This is a genomic window from Paracoccus angustae, assembly GCF_042648745.1.
In the GTDB taxonomy this organism is placed as follows: domain Bacteria; phylum Pseudomonadota; class Alphaproteobacteria; order Rhodobacterales; family Rhodobacteraceae; genus Paracoccus; species Paracoccus angustae.
Genome location: NZ_JBHRXY010000014.1, coordinates 41,995 through 62,812, shown reverse-complemented (window position 1 = coordinate 62,812; position 20,818 = coordinate 41,995). Strand labels below are relative to the sequence as shown.

Annotated in this window: 22 protein-coding genes and 1 tRNA gene; 7 read left to right on the top strand and 16 right to left on the bottom strand. The window is 67.1% G+C overall.

Annotated features, from left to right (window positions below):
• Positions 1-6 precede the first annotated feature (6 nt).
• From ACFOM8_RS15125 to ACFOM8_RS15095, 7 genes are all read right to left on the bottom strand, one after another.
• Positions 7-222 (bottom strand): DUF5337 domain-containing protein, encoded by a 216-nt coding sequence (locus ACFOM8_RS15125; RefSeq protein WP_377762747.1) that lies wholly within the window; start codon positions 220-222, stop codon positions 7-9.
• A gap of 16 nt (positions 223-238) precedes the next feature.
• Positions 239-1,156 carry an NADH-quinone oxidoreductase subunit NuoE gene (gene nuoE / locus ACFOM8_RS15120; protein WP_377762745.1) on the bottom strand — a complete coding sequence of 306 codons (918 nt, stop codon included), beginning with the start codon at positions 1,154-1,156 and terminating at the stop codon, positions 239-241.
• Positions 1,156-2,394 (bottom strand): NADH-quinone oxidoreductase subunit D, encoded by a 1,239-nt coding sequence (locus ACFOM8_RS15115; RefSeq protein WP_377762743.1) that lies wholly within the window; start codon positions 2,392-2,394, stop codon positions 1,156-1,158. The genes nuoE and ACFOM8_RS15115 overlap by 1 nt, the downstream gene beginning before the upstream one ends.
• A gap of 5 nt (positions 2,395-2,399) precedes the next feature.
• Positions 2,400-3,017, bottom strand: coding sequence for an NADH-quinone oxidoreductase subunit C (locus tag ACFOM8_RS15110; protein WP_377762741.1), 618 nt, complete (start codon positions 3,015-3,017; stop codon positions 2,400-2,402).
• Positions 3,018-3,020: 3 nt separating this feature from the next.
• Positions 3,021-3,554, bottom strand: a complete 534-nt coding sequence (locus ACFOM8_RS15105; protein ID WP_347139942.1) for a NuoB/complex I 20 kDa subunit family protein — start codon at positions 3,552-3,554, stop codon at positions 3,021-3,023.
• Positions 3,545-3,910: an NADH-quinone oxidoreductase subunit A gene (locus ACFOM8_RS15100; RefSeq protein WP_377762739.1), complete on the bottom strand. Its 366-nt coding sequence runs from the start codon at positions 3,908-3,910 to the stop codon at positions 3,545-3,547. The genes ACFOM8_RS15105 and ACFOM8_RS15100 overlap by 10 nt, the downstream gene beginning before the upstream one ends.
• 314 nt (positions 3,911-4,224) lie before the next feature.
• Positions 4,225-4,689 (bottom strand): hypothetical protein, encoded by a 465-nt coding sequence (locus ACFOM8_RS15095; protein ID WP_377762737.1) that lies wholly within the window; start codon positions 4,687-4,689, stop codon positions 4,225-4,227.
• Between the two features lie 200 nt (positions 4,690-4,889).
• Here ACFOM8_RS15095 and lipA point away from each other — a divergent pair, with 200 nt between their 5' ends.
• Both lipA and ACFOM8_RS15085 read left to right on the top strand, forming a co-directional pair.
• Complete coding sequence (lipA, locus tag ACFOM8_RS15090) at positions 4,890-5,846, top strand: lipoyl synthase (RefSeq protein WP_377762735.1); 957 nt, start codon at positions 4,890-4,892, stop codon at positions 5,844-5,846.
• Positions 5,847-5,893: 47 nt separating this feature from the next.
• Positions 5,894-5,977, top strand: a tRNA-Leu gene (locus tag ACFOM8_RS15085).
• A gap of 55 nt (positions 5,978-6,032) precedes the next feature.
• On the opposite strand, the gene ACFOM8_RS15080 is transcribed toward ACFOM8_RS15085, so the two are convergent.
• The gene (locus ACFOM8_RS15080; RefSeq protein WP_377762734.1) at positions 6,033-6,779 is read right to left on the bottom strand and encodes a TerC family protein; all 747 of its coding nucleotides are present in this window, start codon (positions 6,777-6,779) and stop codon (positions 6,033-6,035) included.
• 126 nt (positions 6,780-6,905) lie between these two features.
• Positions 6,906-7,811 carry a hydrogen peroxide-inducible genes activator gene (locus ACFOM8_RS15075; protein ID WP_377762732.1) on the bottom strand — a complete coding sequence of 302 codons (906 nt, stop codon included), beginning with the start codon at positions 7,809-7,811 and terminating at the stop codon, positions 6,906-6,908.
• Positions 7,812-7,905: 94 nt separating this feature from the next.
• On the opposite strand from ACFOM8_RS15075, the gene ACFOM8_RS15070 reads away from it, so the two are divergent.
• Positions 7,906-9,387, top strand: a complete 1,482-nt coding sequence (locus ACFOM8_RS15070; protein WP_377762730.1) for a catalase — start codon at positions 7,906-7,908, stop codon at positions 9,385-9,387.
• Positions 9,388-9,480: 93 nt separating this feature from the next.
• Here ACFOM8_RS15070 and ACFOM8_RS15065 read toward each other — a convergent pair whose 3' ends face one another.
• Positions 9,481-10,617 carry a DUF6456 domain-containing protein gene (locus tag ACFOM8_RS15065; RefSeq protein ID WP_377762729.1) on the bottom strand — a complete coding sequence of 379 codons (1,137 nt, stop codon included), beginning with the start codon at positions 10,615-10,617 and terminating at the stop codon, positions 9,481-9,483.
• A gap of 218 nt (positions 10,618-10,835) precedes the next feature.
• Between ACFOM8_RS15065 and ACFOM8_RS15060 the strand changes: the two genes are divergently transcribed.
• Positions 10,836-11,243: a DUF6477 family protein gene (locus ACFOM8_RS15060; protein WP_377762727.1), complete on the top strand. Its 408-nt coding sequence runs from the start codon at positions 10,836-10,838 to the stop codon at positions 11,241-11,243.
• Here ACFOM8_RS15060 and ACFOM8_RS15055 read toward each other — a convergent pair.
• Positions 11,206-12,741: a helicase HerA-like domain-containing protein gene (locus tag ACFOM8_RS15055; protein WP_377762725.1), complete on the bottom strand. Its 1,536-nt coding sequence runs from the start codon at positions 12,739-12,741 to the stop codon at positions 11,206-11,208. The genes ACFOM8_RS15060 and ACFOM8_RS15055 overlap by 38 nt on opposite strands.
• 473 nt (positions 12,742-13,214) lie before the next feature.
• Between ACFOM8_RS15055 and ACFOM8_RS15050 the strand changes: the two genes are divergently transcribed.
• Positions 13,215-13,982, top strand: a complete 768-nt coding sequence (locus ACFOM8_RS15050; RefSeq protein WP_377762723.1) for an invasion associated locus B family protein — start codon at positions 13,215-13,217, stop codon at positions 13,980-13,982.
• Positions 13,983-14,087: 105 nt separating this feature from the next.
• Here ACFOM8_RS15050 and ACFOM8_RS15045 read toward each other — a convergent pair whose 3' ends face one another.
• From ACFOM8_RS15045 to ACFOM8_RS15030, 4 genes are read right to left on the bottom strand one after another with little or no spacing between them, the layout of a single operon-like run.
• Complete coding sequence (locus ACFOM8_RS15045; RefSeq protein WP_377762721.1) at positions 14,088-15,374, bottom strand: beta-ketoacyl-[acyl-carrier-protein] synthase family protein; 1,287 nt, start codon at positions 15,372-15,374, stop codon at positions 14,088-14,090.
• The gene (locus tag ACFOM8_RS15040) at positions 15,371-15,637 is read right to left on the bottom strand and encodes an acyl carrier protein (RefSeq protein WP_207470541.1); all 267 of its coding nucleotides are present in this window, start codon (positions 15,635-15,637) and stop codon (positions 15,371-15,373) included. The genes ACFOM8_RS15045 and ACFOM8_RS15040 overlap by 4 nt, the downstream gene beginning before the upstream one ends.
• A 12-nt stretch (positions 15,638-15,649) precedes the next feature.
• The gene (locus ACFOM8_RS15035) at positions 15,650-16,750 is read right to left on the bottom strand and encodes a UDP-3-O-(3-hydroxymyristoyl)glucosamine N-acyltransferase (protein ID WP_377762719.1); all 1,101 of its coding nucleotides are present in this window, start codon (positions 16,748-16,750) and stop codon (positions 15,650-15,652) included.
• A gap of 40 nt (positions 16,751-16,790) precedes the next feature.
• Positions 16,791-18,431, bottom strand: coding sequence for a L,D-transpeptidase family protein (locus ACFOM8_RS15030; RefSeq protein ID WP_377762718.1), 1,641 nt, complete (start codon positions 18,429-18,431; stop codon positions 16,791-16,793).
• Between the two features lie 270 nt (positions 18,432-18,701).
• Here ACFOM8_RS15030 and ACFOM8_RS15025 point away from each other — a divergent pair, with 270 nt between their 5' ends.
• Both ACFOM8_RS15025 and ACFOM8_RS15020 read left to right on the top strand, forming a co-directional pair.
• Positions 18,702-19,262, top strand: coding sequence for a YcbK family protein (locus ACFOM8_RS15025; protein ID WP_377762716.1), 561 nt, complete (start codon positions 18,702-18,704; stop codon positions 19,260-19,262).
• Positions 19,263-19,420: 158 nt separating this feature from the next.
• On the top strand, positions 19,421-20,008 hold the full coding sequence (locus ACFOM8_RS15020; RefSeq protein WP_377762714.1) for a TetR/AcrR family transcriptional regulator: 588 nt from the start codon (positions 19,421-19,423) through the stop codon (positions 20,006-20,008).
• Here the strand turns inward: ACFOM8_RS15020 and ACFOM8_RS15015 are convergent.
• Positions 20,005-20,622 carry a TetR family transcriptional regulator C-terminal domain-containing protein gene (locus ACFOM8_RS15015; protein WP_377762713.1) on the bottom strand — a complete coding sequence of 206 codons (618 nt, stop codon included), beginning with the start codon at positions 20,620-20,622 and terminating at the stop codon, positions 20,005-20,007. The genes ACFOM8_RS15020 and ACFOM8_RS15015 overlap by 4 nt on opposite strands.
• Between the last annotated feature and the right edge of the window lie 196 nt (positions 20,623-20,818).

Here is a 20,818-nt window from a genome sequence, read left to right as displayed (position 1 = left end):
GGGGCGTCAGGCCTTCCTGCGCCGCCAGATACGCCAGGTCACGATCAGCGACCAGACAAAAGCTCCGATGGCGGCCAGATCCGCCAGAAAGGCCCATTTCGCGGCCCAATCGTAATAGCCGCCAAGCGCCTGGACCAGCAGCCACGAACACATCGCTACGGCGATCACCAGGGCCGCCAGACGCATCTGGCCCGCATCGCGATCCTGCCCGGTTCCACGCATCGCCTGGCCCCCCCGCCTATCGGTCCGTCGTCTCGTCTTTCTGTTCCGCCTTCTCGATGTCGCGGATGCCTGCCGGGTTGCGGTCCGACACCGGCCGCGCCGCCGATGCCGCCTGCGCTTCCTGCTCGGTCACGCCGGTCACGTCGGCGGGTTCGCCCGCCGCCGGACGCGGCTCGCGTTCCGGCGCGGTGTCGCTGCCGGTCCGGTCGTCCGCGGCGGCCTCGGGGTTGCGAAGCCACTTGGTCAGGATCGGCACCTCGGTCCCGTCGATGCGCTTGACCGTCTCGCCGATGTCGCGCGCCAGGGCGGCGCTGGCGTTCAGGCTGTCGCCCTGCCCCTTCAGATCGGCCAACGCGATCGGGCCGCCCAGAGGCTCGGACGAGAAGCGCCCGTTCTGCGGACCCGGCAGCGGCACCTGACCGGCCGAAAATGCGTCGATCAGCTCCTCCAGCCGGGCGGGCGTCAGGTCCTCGTAGAAATCCTTGCCGATCTGGGCCATGGGGGCGTTGGTGCAGGCGCCCAGGCACTCGACCTCCTCCCAGCTGAACTTGCCGTCCGCCGACAGGGTGTGCGGCGCGGGCGCGATCCTGCGCTTGCAGACGGCGATCAGGTCCTCGGCCCCGCAGATCATGCAGGTGGTGGTGCCGCAAATCTGGATATTTGCCACGCTGCCAACGGGTTGCAGCTGGAACATAAAGTAGAACGTCGCCACTTCCAGGGCGCGGATGTAAGGCATCCCCAGCAGTTCGGCGCAGTATTCGATGGCAGGCCGGGACAGCCAGCCTTCCTGTTCCTGGGCGCGCCACAGGACCGGAATGATCGCCGATTGCTGGCGGCCTTCCGGGTATTTGGTCATCTGGGCATAGGCCCAGTCCAGGTTCGCGGGCGTGAATTCGAAGCTGTCCGGCTGGACGGGCGAAAGACGGCGGAGCATCAGCGGTCAACCTCTCCGAACACGATGTCGAGCGTGGCGATCAGGGCGGGCACATCGGCCAGCAGATGGCCCTTGGCGATCCAGTCCATCGACTGAAGATGCAGGAAACCTGGCGCCCGCAGCTTGGCGCGGTAGGGCTTGTTGGTTCCGTCGCTGACCAGATACACGCCGAATTCGCCCTTGGGCGCCTCGACGGCGGCATAGACTTCGCCCGCCGGAACGCGGAAGCCTTCGGTATACAGCTTGAAGTGGTGGATCAGGCTTTCCATGTCGCGCTTCATGTCGCTGCGCCGCGGAGGCGTCAGCTTGCCGCGCGCCAGGATGTCGCCGGCAGGCTCGGCCCGCAGCTTCTGCACCGCCTGGCGCATGATCGAGGTCGACTCCTTCATCTCCTGCATCCGGCACAGGTAGCGGTCATAGCAGTCGCCGTTGCGCCCGACGGGGATCCTGAAGTCGAATTCGTCGTAGCATTCGTAGGGCTGCGACCGGCGCAGGTCCCAGGCCATCCCGGCCCCGCGCGCCATCACGCCCGAATAGCCCCAGTTCAGCGCGTCCTGTTCGGTGACGATGCCGATGCCGACCAGGCGCTGCTTGACGATGCGGTTTTCGGTCAGCAGCGTGTGCAGGTCGTCAACAAGGTTCAGGAAGCTGTCGCACCATTCCTCGATATCGTCCAGCAGGTCCGGCGGCAGATCCTGATGCACGCCGCCCGGCCTGAAATAGGCCGCGTGCAGACGCGCCCCACAGGCGCGTTCGTAGAACACCATCAGCTGCTCGCGCGCCTCGAACCCCCACAAGGGCGGGGTCAGGGCGCCGATGTCCAGCATCCCCGTGGTCAGGCCCATCAGGTGGTTCAGGATGCGGCCGATTTCCGAATACAGCACCCGGATCAGGCTGGCGCGGCGCGGCACCACGGTTCCGGTCAGACGCTCGATCGCCAGGCACCAGGCATGTTCCTGGTTCATGGGCGAGACGTAGTCCAGCCGGTCGAAATACGGAAGGTTTTGCAGGTAAGTCCTGCTTTCCATGAGCTTTTCGGTGCCGCGATGCAGCAGGCCGATATGCGGGTCGGCGCGTTCCACGACCTCGCCGTCCAGTTCCAGCACCATGCGCAGCACGCCGTGCGCCGCCGGGTGCTGGGGACCGAAGTTGATGTTGAAGTTGCGGATCTTCTGTTCGCCGACCAGGGTGTCAGCCGATCCGTCGTCGTACTGGTTGGTGCGGATGTCGCCGTCCATGGTGCTTACCCCTTGGTCTTTTCGTCGCCGGGCAGCACGTATTTCGCGCCCTCCCACGGCGAAAGGAAGTCGAACTGGCGGTATTCCTGCGTCAGGCGCACGGGTTCATAGACCACGCGCTTTTCGGATTCGTCGTAGCGGACCTCGACATAGCCGGTGGTCGGAAAATCCTTGCGCAGGGGATAGCCGCTGAACCCATAGTCGGTCAGGATGCGCCGCAGGTCGGGATGCCCCGAGAACAGGATCCCGAACATATCGAAGACCTCGCGCTCGAACCAGTTGGCGCAGGGAAAGACGGGCACCATCGAGGGGACGATCTCGTCCTCGCGGATGGCGACCTTCACGCGGATGCGGTGGTTCTGGTACATGGACAGCAGGTGCCAGACCAAGTCGAACCGATGCGGACGTTCCGGGTGATCGACGGCGGTGATGTCCACCAGGGTCGAAAAGCGGCAGGAACTGTCGCTGCGCAGGAACTCGATCAGGTCCACGATGCCGGACAGGGTCGAGGTCACGGTCAGTTCGCCAAAGGCGACGGTGGCATCCAGAACCTGGTCGCCGCAGCGCAGCTTCAGGTGTTCGGCCAACTGGTCAAGCGCGTCGATGTCGGGATAGGCGGCCATGGCTTACCTCACCAGCGTGCCGGTGCGCCGGATCCGGCGCTGAAGTTGCAGAATGCCGTAAAGCAGCGCCTCGGCCGTGGGCGGGCAGCCGGGGACGTAAATGTCCACCGGAACGATCCGGTCGCAGCCGCGCACCACCGAATAGCTGTAATGGTAGTAGCCGCCGCCGTTGGCGCAGCTTCCCATGCTGATGACATAGCGCGGTTCCGGCATCTGGTCATAGACCTTGCGCAGCGCCGGGGCCATCTTGTTGGTCAGCGTGCCCGCGACGATCATCAGGTCCGACTGGCGCGGGGAGGCGCGCGGCGCCGTGCCGAAGCGTTCCACGTCGTAGCGCGGCATCGAGGTGTGCATCATCTCGACCGCGCAGCAGGCCAGCCCGAAGGTCATCCAGTGCAGCGAGCCGTTGCGCGCCCAGTTGATGATGTCCTCGGTCGTGGTCAGCAGGAAGCCCTTGTCCTGCAATTCGCGGTTCAGCGCGGCGGTCGCGACCTCGCGGTCGGGTCCGGCGGTGTTCGCCCCGGTCATCACGCCCATTCAAGCGCCCCTTTCTTCCATTCGTAGGCAAAGCCCACGGTCAGCACCGCCAGAAACACCATCATCGACCAGAAGGCCGCATCCGTCAGGCCCGCGAAGCTGACCGCCCAGGGAAACAGAAAGGCCACTTCCAGGTCGAAGATGATGAACAGGATCGACACCAGGTAGAAGCGCACGTCGAACTTCATCCGGGCGTCGTCAAAGGCGTTGAAGCCGCATTCGTAGGCGCTGACCTTTTCGGGGTCCGGGTTGCGCACCGCGACCACCACGGCGGCAAGGATCAGGACCAGCGCCAATGCGGACGCCATCCCGGCGAAAACAAGGATCGGCAGATAATCCTGTAGCAGAGTTTCCACGGGCAAGTTCCCCTTGTCGGCCGCGGAAAAGCTGTGGCTGCCCGCGACGGGTTAGCTAGGCGCCCGTTTAGACCCGCGCGCCAGCGGGGTCAACGGGCGCCGATCTGGATGGCACGCCTGCCGACCGCGCCGCCTTTGCGCCCATATGTCCATTCCGGGTGCCCCGTTCCAGAAGCCCCTGCCGGTTTCCGGCAGCCGGTGCCGTAACGTCACATCCCCTGCCCGGACATGCCGCGGGACGGCATCACCCCTGCCCTGCAACGCGAAGAAGGCAGCCACGGGGGCTGCCTCCGGTCGTTCCGCCTGCGGACGGATCACATTCCCGCGGCTTGGCAATCGGCCAGGGTGATGATCTCCATGTTGATCGAACCCGAGAACTGGTCGGCATCCGGGTTGCCTTCCACGCCGGTCGTGGCGGTCGCAGAGTTGTCGCTGGCAGCGGCGGCGGTGGCCGGGTTGGGCGAGTCGTCGTCCTGGTTGCCCTCGTTGCCGGTGGTCGGCTGCGCGGCGTCCATGGTGCCGGCATCGGTGTCGGGACCGGCGCCGGCCACCGCATCGTCGTCGGCATTGCCCGAATTCCCGGCATCGCCGCCCGAGACGGTCGCGTTCGGGGCCTGGTCATCCGACCCCATGGCCAAGGTCCGGCAATGTTCGGCCACGGCGGCCATGTCCGCCTCGTTGACCTCCTGGGTGCCGACCATGGTCTGGGCGAAAGCGGTCGAGCCGAAGCCAAGAACGGCAGCCAGGGCAAGCGGGGCGGTCAGGGTCTTGATGGTCATCGCAATCCTCCATGTATGGCGTTTAGGCATTGAATTGCCGAACCAACACCCAGACGACACGCTTGTTCCGTCACGCCGGCACACAAGAATGTTGCGCGGAACGCGGGAACCGCGTGCCGGGCCGCTGCATTGCATGGCCCCCATGCGTTGCGCTTGGCGGTGAGAGCGGTTATTTCTGGCCGAACCGCGACCGAAAGGACATGGCCTTGCGCGATCTTCGGATTCCCGACCAGCGACACCCGGAAAAGGCCCATCGGCCCGACCAGGCCCAACCCAAGAAGCCGGACTGGATCCGCGTCAAGGCCCCCACGTCCGAGGGTTACAAGCGCACCCGCGACATCATGAAGGACAACCGGCTGTCCACCGTCTGCGAGGAAGCGGGCTGCCCCAATGTCGGCGAATGCTGGTCCCAGGGCCACGCCACCATGATGATCATGGGCGAGATCTGCACCCGCGGCTGCACCTTCTGCAACGTGGCGACGGGCAAGCCCAATGCGCTGGACGTGTTCGAACCGGGCCGCGTCGCCCATGCCGTGCAGAAACTGGGCCTGAAGCATGTCGTCATCACCAGCGTCGACCGCGACGACCTGGACGACGGCGGGGCGGATCATTTCGCCCAAACGATCCGCGCCATCCGCCACCGCAGCCCCGATTCGACTGTCGAGGTTCTGGTTCCCGACTTCCTGAAGTCCAGGCCCGGCGCGCTGGAAACCGTGGTCGAGGCGCGGCCCGACGTGTTCAACCACAACCTGGAAACGGTTCCGGCGCTTTACCCCACGGTCCGGCCCGGCGCGCGCTATTTCCATTCGCTGCGGCTTTTGCAGAAGGTCAAGGAACTGGACCCGGCCATGTTCACCAAGTCGGGCATCATGGTGGGCCTGGGCGAGGATCGGGGCAGCGTCTTGCAGGTCATGGACGACATGCGCGCCGCCGACATCGACTTCATGACCATCGGCCAGTATCTGCAACCGACGCCCAAGCATCACCGCGTGGACCGCTTCGTCACGCCCGAGGAATTCGCCGGCTACGAGAAGGCCGCCTACGGCAAGGGCTTTCTGATGGTTTCGGCGACGCCGCTGACGCGGTCGTCCTATCACGCGGGCGACGATTTCGCCCGGCTGCGGGACGCGCGATTGCAGAAACTCGGCCGCGCCTGACCCCTCTTGCAAAGCGGCCTGCCCCGCGCTAGGGCAGAAACCGGAAGGCCCGAGTGACGGAATGGTAGACGTAGCGGATTCAAAATCCGCCGCCGCAAGGCATGTCGGTTCGAGTCCGACCTCGGGTACCAGCCTTTCCCCACCCCGCCACAGCACAAGGGCCGCGCGCGGCGGCCCCGGCGCTTGCTAGCGGCTTGCGGCCTGCTTGCGCAGCCGTGCATTCCGCGCCCACATGTTCAGCCCCTCGACAATGGCGGAAAAGGCCATCGCGGCGTAGACATAGCCTTTCGGGACATGGACGCCGAAGCCCTCGGCGATCAGCGTGGTGCCGATCAGCAGCAGGAAGGACAGCGCCAGCATCACGATGGTGGGGTTCTTGCCGATAAAGGCGGCCAGCGGGTTCGCGGCCAGCAGCATCACGGTCACGGCGGTGACAACGGCGACCACCATGATTTCCACATGCGGCGTCATGCCCACGGCGGTGATGATGCTGTCGATGGAAAACACCAGATCCAGGATCAGGATCTGCACAATGGCGCTGCCGAAGGAAACGCCCGCGACGCCGACCATGGTGTCCTCGTGATCCGCCGGATCGACGTGGTGGTGGATTTCCTTTGTGGCCTTCCAGACCAGGAACAGGCCGCCCGCGATCAGGATCATGTCCTTCCAGGACAGCTCGTTGCCCAGGATCGTGACAACGGGCTGCGTCAGCTGCACGATCCAGGCGATGGTTGCCAGCAGGCCAAGCCGCAGAACCAGCGCCAGGCCGATGCCGACGCGGCGCGCCCGTTCCCGCTGCCCTTCGGGCAGCTTGTTCGACAGGATCGAGATGAACAGCAGGTTGTCGATGCCCAGCACGACCTCCATCACGACAAGGGTGCCAAGGGCGACCCATGCCTCGGGCTGCTGCATAAGGGCGATGATGTCCTGCATCTGAAAATCCTGTCACAAAGGGGCTGTCGGTCAGGAAAGTCCGTCCGGCCCAGGCGGTTCCGTGTTTCCGCGTCGCGGCATCATGCTTGGCGGGCCGGAACCGCCCCGTCAAGCGGCCCTGCCGCGCTATCCCGCCATAACCCGCTCGCCCGCCCCGGCCAGGGTCGCCGCCAGCTCGTCCAGCCAGCCGCCCGGCGGGGTCGAGGCGCGGCGCAGCAGCAGCACCTTTCGCGATGGCTGGGGTTCGGGAAACGCGACCACGGACAGGCCGGGGGCCGCCGCGCGTTCCTGGCGCAGGGCAAGCTGCGGCAGAAAGGTCAGGCCCATTCCCTGCGCGGCCAGGCGGCACAGGGTGGACAGCGAGGCAGCCCCCAGGTCCAGGCGCGCGCCGCGGCGGCCAAGGCCGCAAACCTCCAGGGCCTGGGCGCCCAGGCAATGCCCCTCGTCCAAGAGCAGCAGCTGGCCGGGGTCGAGGTCGCGCGGCTCGGGGCGCCGGGCGCCGATGCGGGCGATCTGGCCGGGGCTGCCCGCCAGCAGGAAGCGGTCGGTGAACAACGGGGTCGCGGCCAGATCGGGGCTGTCGGGCGCGGTGGCCACAACGGCCACGTCCAGCCGCCCCTGGATCAGCTCATCGACCAGCCGGTCGGTCTGCGCCTCTCGCAGGTGCAGGTCGCGGCCGATGTCCTGGGCGCGCAGGACCGGCAGCGCCTCGGGCAGAAGATAAGGGGCGACGGTCGGGATCATCCCCAGCATCAGCCGCCCGCCCCGCCCCGGCTGTCGCATCCCCTGCTCCAGCCCCGCCATGGCCGCCATGACCTTGCGGGCATGGGCTTCCAGGGCCCGGCCCTGCGGCGTCAGCAGCACGCCCGCCGCCGTGCGTTCGACCAGGGGGGCGCCGACCTCCTCCTCCAGGGCGCGGATCTGCATGGAAAGCGCCGGCTGGGTCACGTTCATCACCTCGGCCGCGCGGGTGAAATGCGCTTGCCGGGCCAGCGCCAGGAAATAGCGCAACTGGCGAAGGGTGATGTTCATTAGGATGCCTTATCGGGTTCATCTGTTTAAGCGATTTCCGTTTATGCCGATCCCCTGGCAGAAACGACCCGAACCGAGACCGAAGGAGCCAAGGATGACCCAGGACAGCCCCCGTCCCCGCATGACCACCACGGCAGGCGCGCCGATCGCCTCGAACCAGCACAGCGAAACCGCGGGCGACCGCGGGCCGGTGCTGATGCAGGACTATCAGCTTCTGGAAAAGCTGGCGCACCAGAACCGCGAGCGCATCCCGGAGCGCGTGGTCCACGCGAAAGGCTGGGGCGCCTTCGGCACCTTCACGGTGACGCACGACATCTCGCGGTACAGCTGCGCCTCGATCTTCGGCGCGGTCGGCAAGACCACCCCGATGCTGGCGCGGTTCTCGACCGTGGCGGGCGAGATGGGCGCGGCGGACCACGAACGCGATGTGCGGGGATTCGCGCTGAAGTTCTACACCGACGAGGGCAACTGGGACCTGGTGGGCAACAACACGCCCGTCTTCTTCGTCCGCGACCCGCTGAAGTTCCCGGACTTCATCCACACGCAGAAGCGCCACCCCCGCACCAATCTGCGCAGCCCGACGGCCATGTGGGACTTCTGGGGCCAGGTGCCCGAATCGCTGCACCAGGTGACGATCCTGATGTCGGACCGGGGCCTGCCGCAGGATCCGACCTTTATGGACGGCTTCGGCAGCCACACCTATTCCTTCTGGAACAAGGACGGCGAACGCTTCTGGGTCAAGTTCCATTTCAAGACCCGGCAGGGCCACCGCCATTACACCAACGGCGAGGCCGCCGAGATCATCGGCCACACCCGCGAGGGCTATCAGGAGGCGCTGTTCGGCAAGATCGAGCGGGGCGAGTTCCCCCGCTGGACCATGTTCGTGCAGATCATGCCCGAACTGGACGCGGAAAAGACCCCTTACGATCCCTTTGACCTGACCAAGGTCTGGCCGCACGGGGATTACCCGCTGATCGAGGTGGGCGAGTTCGAACTGAACCGCAACGCCGACAACTATTTCGCGCAGATCGAACAGGCGGCCTTTAGCCCGTCGAACAAGGTGCGCGGCATCGGCTACAGCCCCGACAAGATGTTGCAGGCCCGCGTCTTCAGCTATGCCGACGCGCATCGCTATCGCCTGGGCACGCATTACGAGCATCTGCCGGTGAACGCGCCGAAATGCCCGGTTCATCATTACCACAAGGACGGGCAGATGAACTTCTTCGGCCAGGCGACGGGCAGCACGGACGCGTATTACGAGCCGAACAGCAGGGGCGGCGCGGTCGAGGATCCGTCCTTTGCCGAGCCTCCGCTGCGTCTGTCCGGCGTGGCCGCGCGCCAGCCGCACCGCCAGCTGATCGACGACTACGAACAGCCCCGCGCGTTGCACGACCGCGTGCTGAACGACGAGGAGCGGGCGCGGCTTTACAAGAACATCGCCGCCGCGATGGAGGGCGCGGACGAGGACGTGATCGAACGCGCGCTGGTTCATTTCGACCGCATCAGCCCGGCCTATGGCGCGGGGATCCGCGCGGCGCGGGCCCAGAAGGCCCGCACCTCCGTCGCGGCCGAATGACACCGCCTTTGTGGTAGCGAGTCGATGGTTTCGTAGTCGCGCAACGAGTTCGCTGTTACCAACGGGGCGCCCGCGTGGCGCCCCTTTCCCGTGTCACCCGATCAGACGGGAACCGCTGCCATAGGTTTCCTGGTAATGCCGCTCCAGCCGCATGAGGGCCAGGCGCAGCACGATCTTGCCCGACCGGGCCGACCAGCCCAGGCGGCGCTCGGTCAGTTCGATCCCCTCAAGAAAGCAGCAGACCCGCAGCACGATGTCGCCCATGCCCGGGCCCAGGTCGCGCAGCGCCATCGCCACCCGGTCGCGCGCCGAGTCCGATCCGCCGCGATAGCCCCCGCCGCTGCGGGAAACGTCGATGCCCGATGTCATGAAGCCCGCCCAGTTCTGCGTCACGCGCGGCCCCATCTGCGCCAGCTCGAAATCCTCGCGCAGGCGCTCGCCCGCCGCGACCATGCCGGACGACAGGAAGGGCTTGCCCGCCCCGTCGCGGCGCCGCGCCAGCAGCAGCAGCGGACTTTCGGCGATGTTGACGCGGACACGGCGGCGGCGGCGATCCTCGGGGTCATCCATCACGCGGCTTTCCCAGACGCGGTGCCGGTCGGCATGGTCGAAACCTGCGGAAGCCTCGGCCATGCCCGCCGGGCCGTCGGCCACGGGGATCGCGTCGGTGAACTCGGCCGGTCCGGGCACGGCCTTGCGCTGGCGCGGCGATTGCAGCATGTCGCGCAGGGCGTCGCGCCCGGCGGGGGCGATGGCGTAACGCTGCACCCGCCCCGGCATGGCCGAGGGCACGACCCATCCCTTTAGCGCCATCAGTTCGGCGATCCAGCGTTCCAGGACGGCGGTGCGGATGTCGTCGCGGCTGATGATGGCCTTGTCCATGCCCTCGGCCGTGACCAGCACCGCGCCGGGTTCCGCCAGGCGGCGCAACAGGCGCATCGCCTGCCGGTCGTCCAGCTTGCGCGGACGGTCCGCGCCTTCGGCCAGGGCGCCATCGACCAGGGGATCGTCGCGCCGCGCCTCGAACCGGCGGATCCGGCGCAGGATGGTCGAGGCGTGGCAGCCCTCGGACCGCGCCAAGGCGCGGATCGACTGGCCTTCCTCGACATGGCGAAGGTAAAGGCGCGCATCGTCGGGCAGACCGTCAAGGGGGGTGGGGGCTGCCCCGGTCGGCGAACGGTGCTCCGCGGCAAGGCTGTCGATGGCGAAATCACCGGTCAAAAGCGTCATGTCTGGTTCCTTGTCATCCTTGGCAGCCGGGGGAGTGAACTACCTGAGGTTGCGTTAAACGTGGTTAATGGAACGGCTGATCATCAGCAGATAGCCGCAACATTCCCTAACAAATCCTAAAGATACGTTTCCCGACCGAACGCTGCGATAAAGCGGCAGGCAACACCCGTTAAAGTTGTGTGAAGCTGGTCTCACCAACACCAATGGGACAGTTCAAAATGAGCTACATGCCGAATGTGATCGCCTTCCGCCCCCGTCCCGCGACCGAGTCCCTGCGCCGCCCGCGCATCCTGATCCGCGCCGCCCGCGAGGGGCAGGCCGGATGGCGCCGCGGCCGCGACCTCAAGCGCCTGCTGCGGATCGACCACTGCCCCGCCCCCGGCGCTTGCCTGCCCCGCCTGCGCGCCGAGGAGGCGGCCATGAACGAGGCCCGGCTGCAACGCGCCGCGGAATACGACATGCACCGCCATGTTCTGCTGATGATCGCCATCCTGGCGGAAATGCGCGCGGCGGTGGCCGATGCCCCCGCCCCGGTCCGGGCGGGCGCGGGCGTCGGGGCGGCGATGTTGGCGCAGATCGGCGCCGCGTTCAGCGGCCCCGCAGCAGCGATCCCAGCACGCCCCTGACGATGGCCTGGCCGGTCTTGGTGCCAAGCTGCCGCGCCAGGCTTTTGCCGAAGGCTTCCACGATCGAATCGCCGCGGGACGACCTGGGGGGCGCCTCGTCCCGCGGCCGATACCGTCGGGCATTGCGGTATTCGGCGCGGTTCATGTCGAACAGCGCCTCGTTCTCTGCCCTGGCCGCCTCGCTGGTCCTGCGCGCCAGCAATTCATGCGCGGAATCGCGGTCGATGGTTTTCGTGTATTTCACCCCCATGGCAGAGGCCGCCATTGCCCCGGCCCGTTCCGCGTCCGAGATCGGCCCCATGCGGCTGAAGGGCGGGCGGACCAGCGTCCGCTGCACCATGCCGGGCACGCCCTTCTCCTCCAGCAGCGAGGTCACGGCCTCGCCGGTGCCGACATGCTGGATGGCCTCGGCGGTGTCGAAGCCGGGATTGGCGCGATAGTTTTCGGCCGCCATGCGCAGCGCCTTCTGATCCTTGGGGGTGAAGGCGCGCAGCGCGTGCTGGATGCGGTTGCCAAGCTGGCCCAGCACCCCCTGGGGAATGTCCGCCGGGTTCTGGCTGACGAACCACAGGCTGACGCCCTTGGAGCGGATCAAACGGGCGACCTGCTCGACCTTTTCGACCAGGGCCTTGGGCGCGTCGTCGAACAGCAGATGCGCCTCGTCGAAGAAAAAGGCGACGCGCGGCCGGTCGGGGTCGCCCACCTCGGGCAGCTGCTCGAACAGCTCGGACAAGAGCCACAACAGAAAGGTCGCGTAAAGGCGGGGCGACCGCATCAGCCGGTCGGCGGCCAGGATGTTGACGACCCCCTTGCCGGATGCATCCTGCCGGATGATGTCGGCCAGATCCAGCGCGGGTTCGCCGAACAGCCGGTCGCCGCCCTGGTTTTCCAGCACCAGCAGCGCCCGCTGGATGGCGCCCACGCTGGCCGTGCCGACATTGCCGTATCGCAGCGACAGATCGGCGGCGTTCTGCCCCACCCAGACCAGCATCGCCTGCAAGTCCTTCAGGTCCAGCAGCGCCAGCCCTTGTTCGTCGGCCACGCGGAAGGCGATGTTCATCACCCCTTCCTGCGCCTCGGTCAGATCCAGAAGGCGCGACAGCAGCAGCGGCCCCATCTCGGCCGGAGTGGTGCGGACGGGATGGCCCTTCTCGCCCCAGATGTCCCAGAAGGTCACGGGAAAGGCCCGATAATCCAGCGCCAGGCCGATCCGGGCGGCCCGTTCGGCAAAGGCCGCGTGCGGCTTTGCCTCGGCGCTGCCGGCATAGGCCATGCCCGCCAGATCGCCCTTCACGTCGGCCAGAACCACCGGCACGCCCGCCAGGGACAGGCTTTCCGCCAGGGTTTGCAGCGTGACCGTCTTGCCGGTGCCGGTGGCGCCTGCGATCAGCCCGTGGCGGTTGGCGTATTTCAGCAGCAGCCTTTGCGGAGCGGCGCTGTCCGGCCCGCCGCCGCCCACCACGATCGTGTTCGCCTGCCGATCCACCACATCCGTCATTCCTGTTCCCCCGTTGCGCCGGGCGCCGGTTTGCCGTCCGGCGCGACAATACATTGTTAATGCAACCATGACAGGATGCGAATCGTTCGTCACCAGGCTCGTCGGTGACGAACCTTCCTCCCTGTTGGACTTGCCGCGCCTTCGGGCGCGGTTTTTTTGTGATTGCGGCCTTGTCACGGAACTGTTGACGGATGGCGGCGGCGCGACTAGCGTGCAGATCAATGATGACCGGCCAGTCCGGCAGGGGGAAGACAGCGCCTATGGCGTCGGGGTCGTAGTTCGTGCCACGACCCTTTCCAGTTTCGCCCCGGCCCTTGATGTCACGCGATCCGTGTCGATGTGATGACAGGCAGATGCCTGCCAGATCCATGCGGGTCAACGCTTGGTGAACACCGCCATCCGGTTGCGGCCTGACAAACGCGAACGGACATGCTAGGCCCGCTCAACGCATTGAGCAAAGGGACGAAACAACCATGCCAATCAAACCCTCGCAGGCCCTTCTGGCGGCGCTTGCCCTTGTCGCGGCACCGGCCTTCGCGCAGGACAACGCCGCGCCCGCAGCACCGGCCCCCGCCGCCGAGGCCCCTGCCGCCGAGGCCCCCGCCGCCGAAGCTCCTGCCGCCGAGGCTCCCGCCACGCCGGCGGCCGAAGCGCCCGCCACGGACGGCGCCGCCGAGGCCCCCGCCACGCCGGCGGCCGATGCGCCCGCCGATGCGGAACCGCAGGTCGGCCAGTATTACGTCAAGACCACGAACCAGGACTGGACCACCCGCTGCCTGAAGGCCGAGCAGGGCAAGGATCCTTGCGAGCTGTATCAGCTGCTCAAGGACGACGAGGGGAACGCGGTAGCCGAGATGACCCTGATCCCGCTGAAGAACAGCGAGGACGTGGCGGCGGGCGCGACGGTGGTTGCGCCCCTGGAAACCGACCTGATCCAGGGCCTGGGCTTTGCCGTCGGCACGGGCGAGTCGCGGGGCTATCCCTTCAGCTTCTGCGCCCCGGTGGGCTGCGTCTCGCGGCTGGGCTTCACCCAGGCCGAACTGGACGCGCTGAAGCGCGGAAGCGAGGCGACGCTGACCCTGCTGCCTTTTGGCGGCAACCGCGACAATCCGGTCCGGCTGAAGCTGTCGCTGTCGGGCTTTACCGCGGCGTTCGACGCGCTGTCGGCCTATGCCGACGAGCCCGCCCCGGCAGCCGCTCCTGCGGCGGAAACGCCCGCGGCGGACGCCCCCGCCAACTGATCCGGGCCGCAGAACAGCAACCGCGCCCCGCCGGGCGCGGTTTTTTCATGCCCGCCGTCAGACTGGCCGTCAGACTGGCCGTCAGACCGGCCGTCGGATTCGCCGTCAGACCCGCCGCAGCGCGATCACCGCGTTCAGCCCGCCAAAGGCGAAGGCGTTGGACAGCACGGCATCGACGCGGGCATCCCGCGCCTCGTTCGGAACCACGTCCAGCGCGCATTCGGGATCGGGTTCCTGATAGCCGATGGTGGGCGCGATCACGCCATCGCGCAGCGCCATGATGCAGGCCAGCAGCTCCACCGCGCCGGTGCCGCCGATGACATGCCCGTGCATCGCCTTGGTCGAGGAGATCATCAGCCGGTCGGCGTGATGGCCGAAGGCATGGGCCACCGCTGCGCATTCGGTTTTGTCGTTGGCCGCCGTGCCGGTGCCGTGGGCGTTGATATAGCCCACGTTCTCGGGGTTCAGGCCCGCGTCCTCCAGCGCGCCGGTGATCGCCCGCTCGGCCCCCTGGGCCGAGGGCATCACGATGTCCTGCGCGTCCGAGGACATGGCGAATCCCACCACCTCGGCCAGGATGTCGGCGCCGCGGGCGCGGGCGTTGTCGAAATCCTCGAAAACGAAGACGCCCGCCCCCTCGCCCTGGACCATGCCGTTGCGGTTGGCGGAGAACGGGCGGCAGGCGTCCTTGGACATGACGCGCAGCCCTTCCCAGGCCTTGACGCCGCCAAAGCACAGCATCGCCTCGGACCCGCCGGTCAGCATCACCTGCGCCGCGCCCGACCGGATCATCTGAAAGGCCAGGCCCATGGCGTGGTTGGAACTGGCGCAGGCGGTCGCCACCGTGAAGGCCGGGCCGCGCAGCCCGAATTCCATGCTGACATGGCTGGCGGCGGCGTTGTTCATCAGCTTGGGAACGACAAAGGGATGGACGCGGTTCTTCCCTTCCTCGTAGACGGTGCGGTAGTTTTCGTCCCAGGTGTTCAGCCCGCCGCCCGCCGTGCCCAGCACGACGCCCGACCGCAGGCCGAGCGCGCCCTGGAAATCCAGCCCGGACTGCGCCACCGCCTGCTTGGCCGCCAGCAGCGCGAACTGCGTGAACTTGTCGTAGAGCAGGATCTGCTGACGGTTGAAGTAATCCTCGGCCCGCCAGTCGTGGATCTGCGCGCCGATCTGAATCGACAGGCGGTCCACGTCGCGGAAATCCAGCTGGCTGATGCCGCAGCGCCCTTCGCGAAAGGCGGCCAGCGTCGTCGGCACGTCATGGCCCAGGGCGTTTATCGTGCCCGCGCCGGTGATCACCACCCGGCGCGGGCCATCGGCACCGCGGGCGGGGGTCTTCTCGGGGTCAGGCGTTTCGGCGGCCTTCTTGCCGGACTTCTTGGGGCTCATGCGGCCTTCTGCGCCACCAGCCGTTCGACGGCTGCGATGATGGTACCCATGGTCGAGATGTCGAAGTCCGACTTTTCCGGCTCATTGGCGTTGAACGGGATCGAGATGTCGAACTCTTCCTCCAGCGCGAAGATCGATTCGACCAGCCCCAGGCTGTCGATGCCCAGATCCTGGGGGGTGGAATCGTCGCTGATCTGGTCGGGTTCAAGCATGGCCTGTTCGGCGATGATGGCCGTGATGCGGTCTCTGATCTGGTCGGTCATGAAGCCTCCTGCTCAGCCCTTTTCCAACAGTCGTGTAACAGTTTCCTGAAGCTTTGCCACTTGCTGCGCGAATCTTGGCAGGCGGCGCATGGCCTTCTGGATCTCCATCTGCGTTTCCATCTTGACGGCGGGGTTGCCCAGGATCACCCGGCCCGCGGGGACGCGCGTGAAGATCTTGCTGGCGCCACCGGCGATCACGTCGTCGCCGATCTCGATGTTGTCGCTGACGCCGACCTTGCCGGCCAGCACCACCCGGTTGCCGATCTTCGACGACCCGGCGATTCCCACCTGGGAACACAGCAGGCAGTCGTCGCCCACGACCACGTTGTGGCCCAGCATCACCAGATTGTCGATCTTGGTGCCGCGGCCCACGCGGGTCGCGCGGATCGTGCCGCGGTCGATGGTCGCGTTGGCGCCGATTTCCACGTCGTCGCCGATATCGACCCCGCCCAGCGAATGGATCCGCGTCCAGTGCTGCCGCTTGATGTCTTCGCGCGCGCCAAGGGTGCGGCGGATTTCCTCGATCCCCGACTCCTCGGGGGTGACAAAGGAAAAGCCGTCGCCGCCGACCACCGCGCCCGATTGCATGATCAGCCGATGGCCCGCGGTCACGCCATGGGCGATGCGCGCGCCCGCGTGGATCAGCACGTCGTCGCCCAGCCTGGAACCGCGACCGATCGACACATGCGGCCCGATCCGCGCGCGGGCTCCGATCCGCACATCGGGGCCGATCACCGCGAAGGGTCCGATCGCCGCGCCGTACCCGATCTGGGCCGAGGGGTCGATAACGGCGGTCGGATGGATGCCCGGCGCGATGTCGGGGCCGGGGTCGAAGGCGCGGGTCAGGCCCGCCATCAGCAGGCGCGGGCGCGGCGCAAAGATCGCGGCCTTCAGGCCCAAGGCTTCGGGGTCCATGCCCTGCGCCAGGATGGCCATGCTGCCGGGCTTCAGCGCTTCGGCGTATCCGGGCGACATCGCCAGGGCAATGACGCCGCCGTCCGGTCCGACCGGCCCGGTGGCGGCGGGCTCGGCCGCGCCGGTGACGGGCAGGTCCAGATCGCCCCAGCCCTGCGCGTCCAGCGCCTGCGCCAATTCGCGGATGGTGATTGCCATGGTCGCCCCCTTTGTCGGAAGCGACTTAGACCTTCCGGGCCTATGAATCCAGTCCGGCCTTCTGGATCGCGTCATACAGAACGGCGTCGCGGCCATAAACATCCTCGAACCGGCGGATGGTGCCGTCGGCGTCGGGAAAAGCCGTGAAATAGACCAGATGCACCGGAACCGGGGGGGTCAGCTTCAGCCAGGTTTCCTTGCCGCGATCCAGCGCCCGCCGGAACATCGCCTGCGGATCGGCGGCCTGCACCGACAGCAGGGCATGGGCCAGGTCGAAGGGATCGCCGATGCGGATGCAGCCGTGGGAATGGGCGCGCATGGCGTTGCCGAACAGATGCTTGGTGGGCGTGTCGTGCAGATAAATGTTCCAGGGGTTCGGGAAGATGAACTTCACCAGCCCCAGCGCATTGTCGTCGCTGGCCTTCTGCCGCATCCGGTAAGGGAAGTTCGCCGCCGTATAGCGCCCGAAGTCGATGCGGTCGCGCCCGATCACGTTGCCGTTCCCGTCCACCACGTCCAGATGCGACACGGCATGGCGGTTGGCCTGCAACTTCGGCAGGTATTCCTTGACGGTGATCGAACGGGGCACGTTCCAGCGCGGGTTCGCCACCACATATTCGATCTGGTCCGAAAATTCGGGCGTCTGCCGGTCGCGTTCGGTGCTGCCAACGACAACGCGGGTGCTGAACACCTGCGCCCCGCCCTCCATGATGCGGGCGGCGTATTCGGGGATGTTGACCCAGACATGGCGGGCGTCCAGATCCTCGCCCCCCATCCAGCGCATCCGCTCCAGCGCGACGACAATGGCGCGGCTGCGGCTGTCCTCGGGCACGTCGCCGTTCAGGTGGCGGATGGTCTTCGGTCCGGCCACCCCGTCCGGGGGCAGGCCCGCGGCCGCCTGATAGCGCGCGACCGCATCGGCCAGGGCCGCGTCATAGGCCTGCGGATCGGTCGCGGGCGCGGCAAAGCCGATGCTGTCCAGCCGGGCGCGCAGGGGCAACACGCCCTCGCCCCGCGCGCCGACGCGCCACATCCCCTCGGGCGCGCGGGGAAGGCCCGCGGGAACGGCCAGGGATTCGCCGCCGGACAGGGCGCGCTGCAAGGCCAGATAGGCGGGATGGCGCGGTTGCAGGTCCAGCAGGAACCGGCGCGGATCCGGGGCCTGGGTGAAATCGCGGATCAGCCGGTCGATGGGCGGGCGCCTGACCTCTCGCTTGATCAGCGGGTCGATGCTGGCGGGGCGCACGACGCCCCCCGTCATGTCGCGCAGGTAACGGGCCAGGATTCGCGCCTGCCCCACCTCGGCCCGGATGTCGCGCGCATCGCCGGCCAGCGCCGCGCCTGGATAGCGGCCCGCCGGGATGCCGTGGGCCGGCGCGGTGGCGACCGCGTGAAGCAGCGCCTCGCGCCGCTGGGCGGCCCGGGGGCCCATGAAGATCGGCCCCAGGCCGTGCGTGCCATAATAGGCTGCCAGATCGGGGTGCGCCGCCGCAGCCTGCGCCAGCGCCATTTCCGCAGGCGTGAAATGCAGGCGTGGTGCTGCGGCAACACCCATGGAGGGCGCAAGACCCGCCTGCGGCTGAGCAACCGCCGATTGAGCGCCCAGAATCAGAAGAATAGCTGCAACCAGCCTGAAGCCGTTCATGATCACCCCGCCCCGATCGTGATCCGAATCTGCCATTGGAACAGAGATTTCGCCAGCAAATGCGGGGCGGTCGGATGCCGCCGGGCGGCGATGGTTGCAGCCCTGCCACAGCGCCGGGACCCATTCGCAACACCGCCGTGACATCGGCAGGAAATCGCCTAACCTTGTGGATATTCATCTTCCGGGGGCAGGAAACTGTTTCTGAGCGCACGGTCTTTTGACATATTGTTAAGCAGCCGGGGATAACCTTGGTGGCGCCGCAGGGGATGTGGCGGACAAAAGACGAAGTGGGACAGGCGATCTGACATGACATTCGACCTTCTTTCGCGTCGCGGCATCCTGGGCGTGTTTGCGGCGACAACCGTGACGGCAGCGCCGGTAATGGCCAATGCCTTCGGCTTCCTGCGGGGCGCGGGCGACATGCGCCGCATCCGCATGTATTCGGGCAGAACCGGCGAAAGCCTCGACACCGTTTACTGGGTCGACGGCAAGTACATCCGCGAAGCCCTGAACGAGATCAACGTCTTCATGCGCGACTGGCGCACGGGCGAGGCGATCGGGATCGACCCCCGCACCGTTGATGTCGCCGCGGCCTCGCACCGGCTGCTGCAAACCAACGAACCCTACATGATGCTGTCGGGCTATCGCTCGCCCCGCACCAACGCGATGCTGCGCCGGTCCTCCAGCGGGGTTGCGCGCAATTCGCTGCACATGGTGGGCAAGGCTGCCGACCTGCGGCTGAAATCGCGCTCGGTCGGGCAGATGTACAATGCCGCGATGTCCTGCCGCGCCGGGGGCGTGGGCAAGTATTCGCGGTCGAATTTCGTCCACATGGACTGCGGTCCGGTTCGCAACTGGGGCGCCTGAACGGCCCCGGACCCCGATCGCTTGACCCTGCGCCGCACGCTTTTCCGCGCGCGGCGCCTTTTGCGTGTCCGGCTGCCGGACCGGACCGGGCGGGATGCGCCTTGACGAAACCCGACGGGTGCGAAACCCTTGACGACGAGCACAGGACAAAAGGCCGCATGATGCCGCATATGACGCGCCGGTACCGAACCGCCAAGAAGATCCAGGCGGCGGCGATCCGGCTGGCAGTGCGCGACGGATTGGCAAACGTCACCACCGAGGCGATCGCCCGCGAGGCAGGCATCAGCACCCGCACCTTCTTCAACTATTATCCCTACAAGGAAGCGGCGATGATGGGACCGCCCCCCGATTATCCCGCCGAGGCGTCCGAGCAGTTCGTTGCGGGCACCGGCACGCTGATCGAGGATCTGGGCCGCCTGATCACCGCGCATCTGTCGCGTTTCCTCGACGAGCGCGAGCTGCTGGTCCACATCCTGGCGCTGTCGGACACCGACCCCAAGCTGGACGCGCTGCGCAATTCCACCATGCTGTCGCGCCGCGCCCAGATGCGGGAACTGCTGCGCCGCCGCTGCCCCGCCGCCCGGCCCGCCCAGATCGAGATCCTGGCCGCCGCCATCGTCGCCGCGACCAATGCCGCCACCAAGGCCTGGACCAGCGGAGAGGCCGACGACTTCATCGCCGCCGCCCTTGAAAACCTGTCGCTGATCCAGCCCGCGGCCGAGATGCTGGGCCGGCGCCCCGGCTAGACGGCCAGCATTTTTCGGTAAAGCCCTTCGAGGAAAGGCTCGGCCTCGACAAAGGGGTCATGGCCCGGACCCAGCACGGCCCGCACCTGCACGTCGAAATCGGCGTAATGCTGGGTCAGGGCCCAGATCGAGAAGATCAGGTGATGCGGATCCACCCGCGCCAGCCGCCCCTGGTCCATCCAGCCTTGCAGGATGGCGGCGGCGGTATCGACGATCCGGCGCAGGCTGCCGCCCAGGATTTCCGTCAGATGCGGCGCGCCTTGCAGGATTTCATAGGCGAACAGGCGGCTTTCGCGGGGAAAGCGGCGCGACATGTCCAGCTTGGCGCGGACATAGCCCATCACCTCGGCCAGGGGCTCTCCTTGGGGGTCGATGCGGATCATCGGCGCCAGCCACATGTCCAGCAGCGTCGTCAGCAGCGTCTTGTGGATGTCGTCCTTGGACGGGAAGTAATAAAGGACGTTCGGCTTGGACAGGCCCGCGGCCTCGGCGATCTGGTCCACCGTGGCGCCCCGGAAGCCGTTGGTCGAAAAGGCGGTCAGCGCGCCTTCCAGGATCAGGTCGCGGTTCTTCTGCTGGATGCGGGTCAGGGGGGCGTCGGACTGGTCCGTCATGTTTCGGCTCCGTCTTGGCGGATGGCGCAATTTCGGGCATCGGGTCTTGCCGCGGCCTTCTGGATGCTTGACTGAGGCCCGCCCCGTGCTAGCCTGTTCCTGACCATTTGGTCAATAAAGGAAGGGGTTCAGGGCCGCCTGGCTGCCCGACGGACTGCCATGCCCCGATCAAGCCGACCCCGCGACAGAACGGGGG

Excerpts from the sequence above, each read along its gene's own strand:
- nuoE (WP_377762745.1), bottom strand. The coding sequence starts at position 1,156 with ATGCTCCGCCGTCTTTCGCCCGTCCAGCCGGACAGCTTCGAATTCACG.
- ACFOM8_RS15065 (WP_377762729.1), bottom strand. The coding sequence starts at position 10,617 with ATGACGCTTTTGACCGGTGATTTCGCCATCGACAGCCTTGCCGCGGAG.
- ACFOM8_RS15030 (WP_377762718.1), bottom strand. The coding sequence starts at position 18,431 with ATGGCAGATTCGGATCACGATCGGGGCGGGGTGATCATGAACGGCTTC.
- ACFOM8_RS15095 (WP_377762737.1), bottom strand. The coding sequence starts at position 4,689 with ATGACCATCAAGACCCTGACCGCCCCGCTTGCCCTGGCTGCCGTTCTT.
- ACFOM8_RS15045 (WP_377762721.1), bottom strand. The coding sequence starts at position 15,374 with ATGAGCCCCAAGAAGTCCGGCAAGAAGGCCGCCGAAACGCCTGACCCC.
- ACFOM8_RS15035 (WP_377762719.1), bottom strand. The coding sequence starts at position 16,750 with ATGGCAATCACCATCCGCGAATTGGCGCAGGCGCTGGACGCGCAGGGC.
- ACFOM8_RS15055 (WP_377762725.1), bottom strand. The coding sequence starts at position 12,741 with ATGACGGATGTGGTGGATCGGCAGGCGAACACGATCGTGGTGGGCGGC.
- ACFOM8_RS15110 (WP_377762741.1), bottom strand. The coding sequence starts at position 3,017 with ATGGCCGCCTATCCCGACATCGACGCGCTTGACCAGTTGGCCGAACAC.
- ACFOM8_RS15115 (WP_377762743.1), bottom strand. The coding sequence starts at position 2,394 with ATGGACGGCGACATCCGCACCAACCAGTACGACGACGGATCGGCTGAC.
- ACFOM8_RS15015 (WP_377762713.1), bottom strand. The coding sequence starts at position 20,622 with ATGACGGACCAGTCCGACGCCCCCCTGACCCGCATCCAGCAGAAGAAC.
- ACFOM8_RS15075 (WP_377762732.1), bottom strand. The coding sequence starts at position 7,811 with ATGAACATCACCCTTCGCCAGTTGCGCTATTTCCTGGCGCTGGCCCGG.
- ACFOM8_RS15105 (WP_347139942.1), bottom strand. The coding sequence starts at position 3,554 with ATGGGCGTGATGACCGGGGCGAACACCGCCGGACCCGACCGCGAGGTC.
- ACFOM8_RS15080 (WP_377762734.1), bottom strand. The coding sequence starts at position 6,779 with ATGCAGGACATCATCGCCCTTATGCAGCAGCCCGAGGCATGGGTCGCC.
- lipA (WP_377762735.1), top strand. The coding sequence starts at position 4,890 with ATGGCCTTGCGCGATCTTCGGATTCCCGACCAGCGACACCCGGAAAAG.
- ACFOM8_RS15125 (WP_377762747.1), bottom strand. The coding sequence starts at position 222 with ATGCGTGGAACCGGGCAGGATCGCGATGCGGGCCAGATGCGTCTGGCG.
- ACFOM8_RS15020 (WP_377762714.1), top strand. The coding sequence starts at position 19,421 with ATGATGCCGCATATGACGCGCCGGTACCGAACCGCCAAGAAGATCCAG.
- ACFOM8_RS15025 (WP_377762716.1), top strand. The coding sequence starts at position 18,702 with ATGACATTCGACCTTCTTTCGCGTCGCGGCATCCTGGGCGTGTTTGCG.
- ACFOM8_RS15050 (WP_377762723.1), top strand. The coding sequence starts at position 13,215 with ATGCCAATCAAACCCTCGCAGGCCCTTCTGGCGGCGCTTGCCCTTGTC.
- ACFOM8_RS15060 (WP_377762727.1), top strand. The coding sequence starts at position 10,836 with ATGAGCTACATGCCGAATGTGATCGCCTTCCGCCCCCGTCCCGCGACC.
- ACFOM8_RS15040 (WP_207470541.1), bottom strand. The coding sequence starts at position 15,637 with ATGACCGACCAGATCAGAGACCGCATCACGGCCATCATCGCCGAACAG.
- ACFOM8_RS15070 (WP_377762730.1), top strand. The coding sequence starts at position 7,906 with ATGACCCAGGACAGCCCCCGTCCCCGCATGACCACCACGGCAGGCGCG.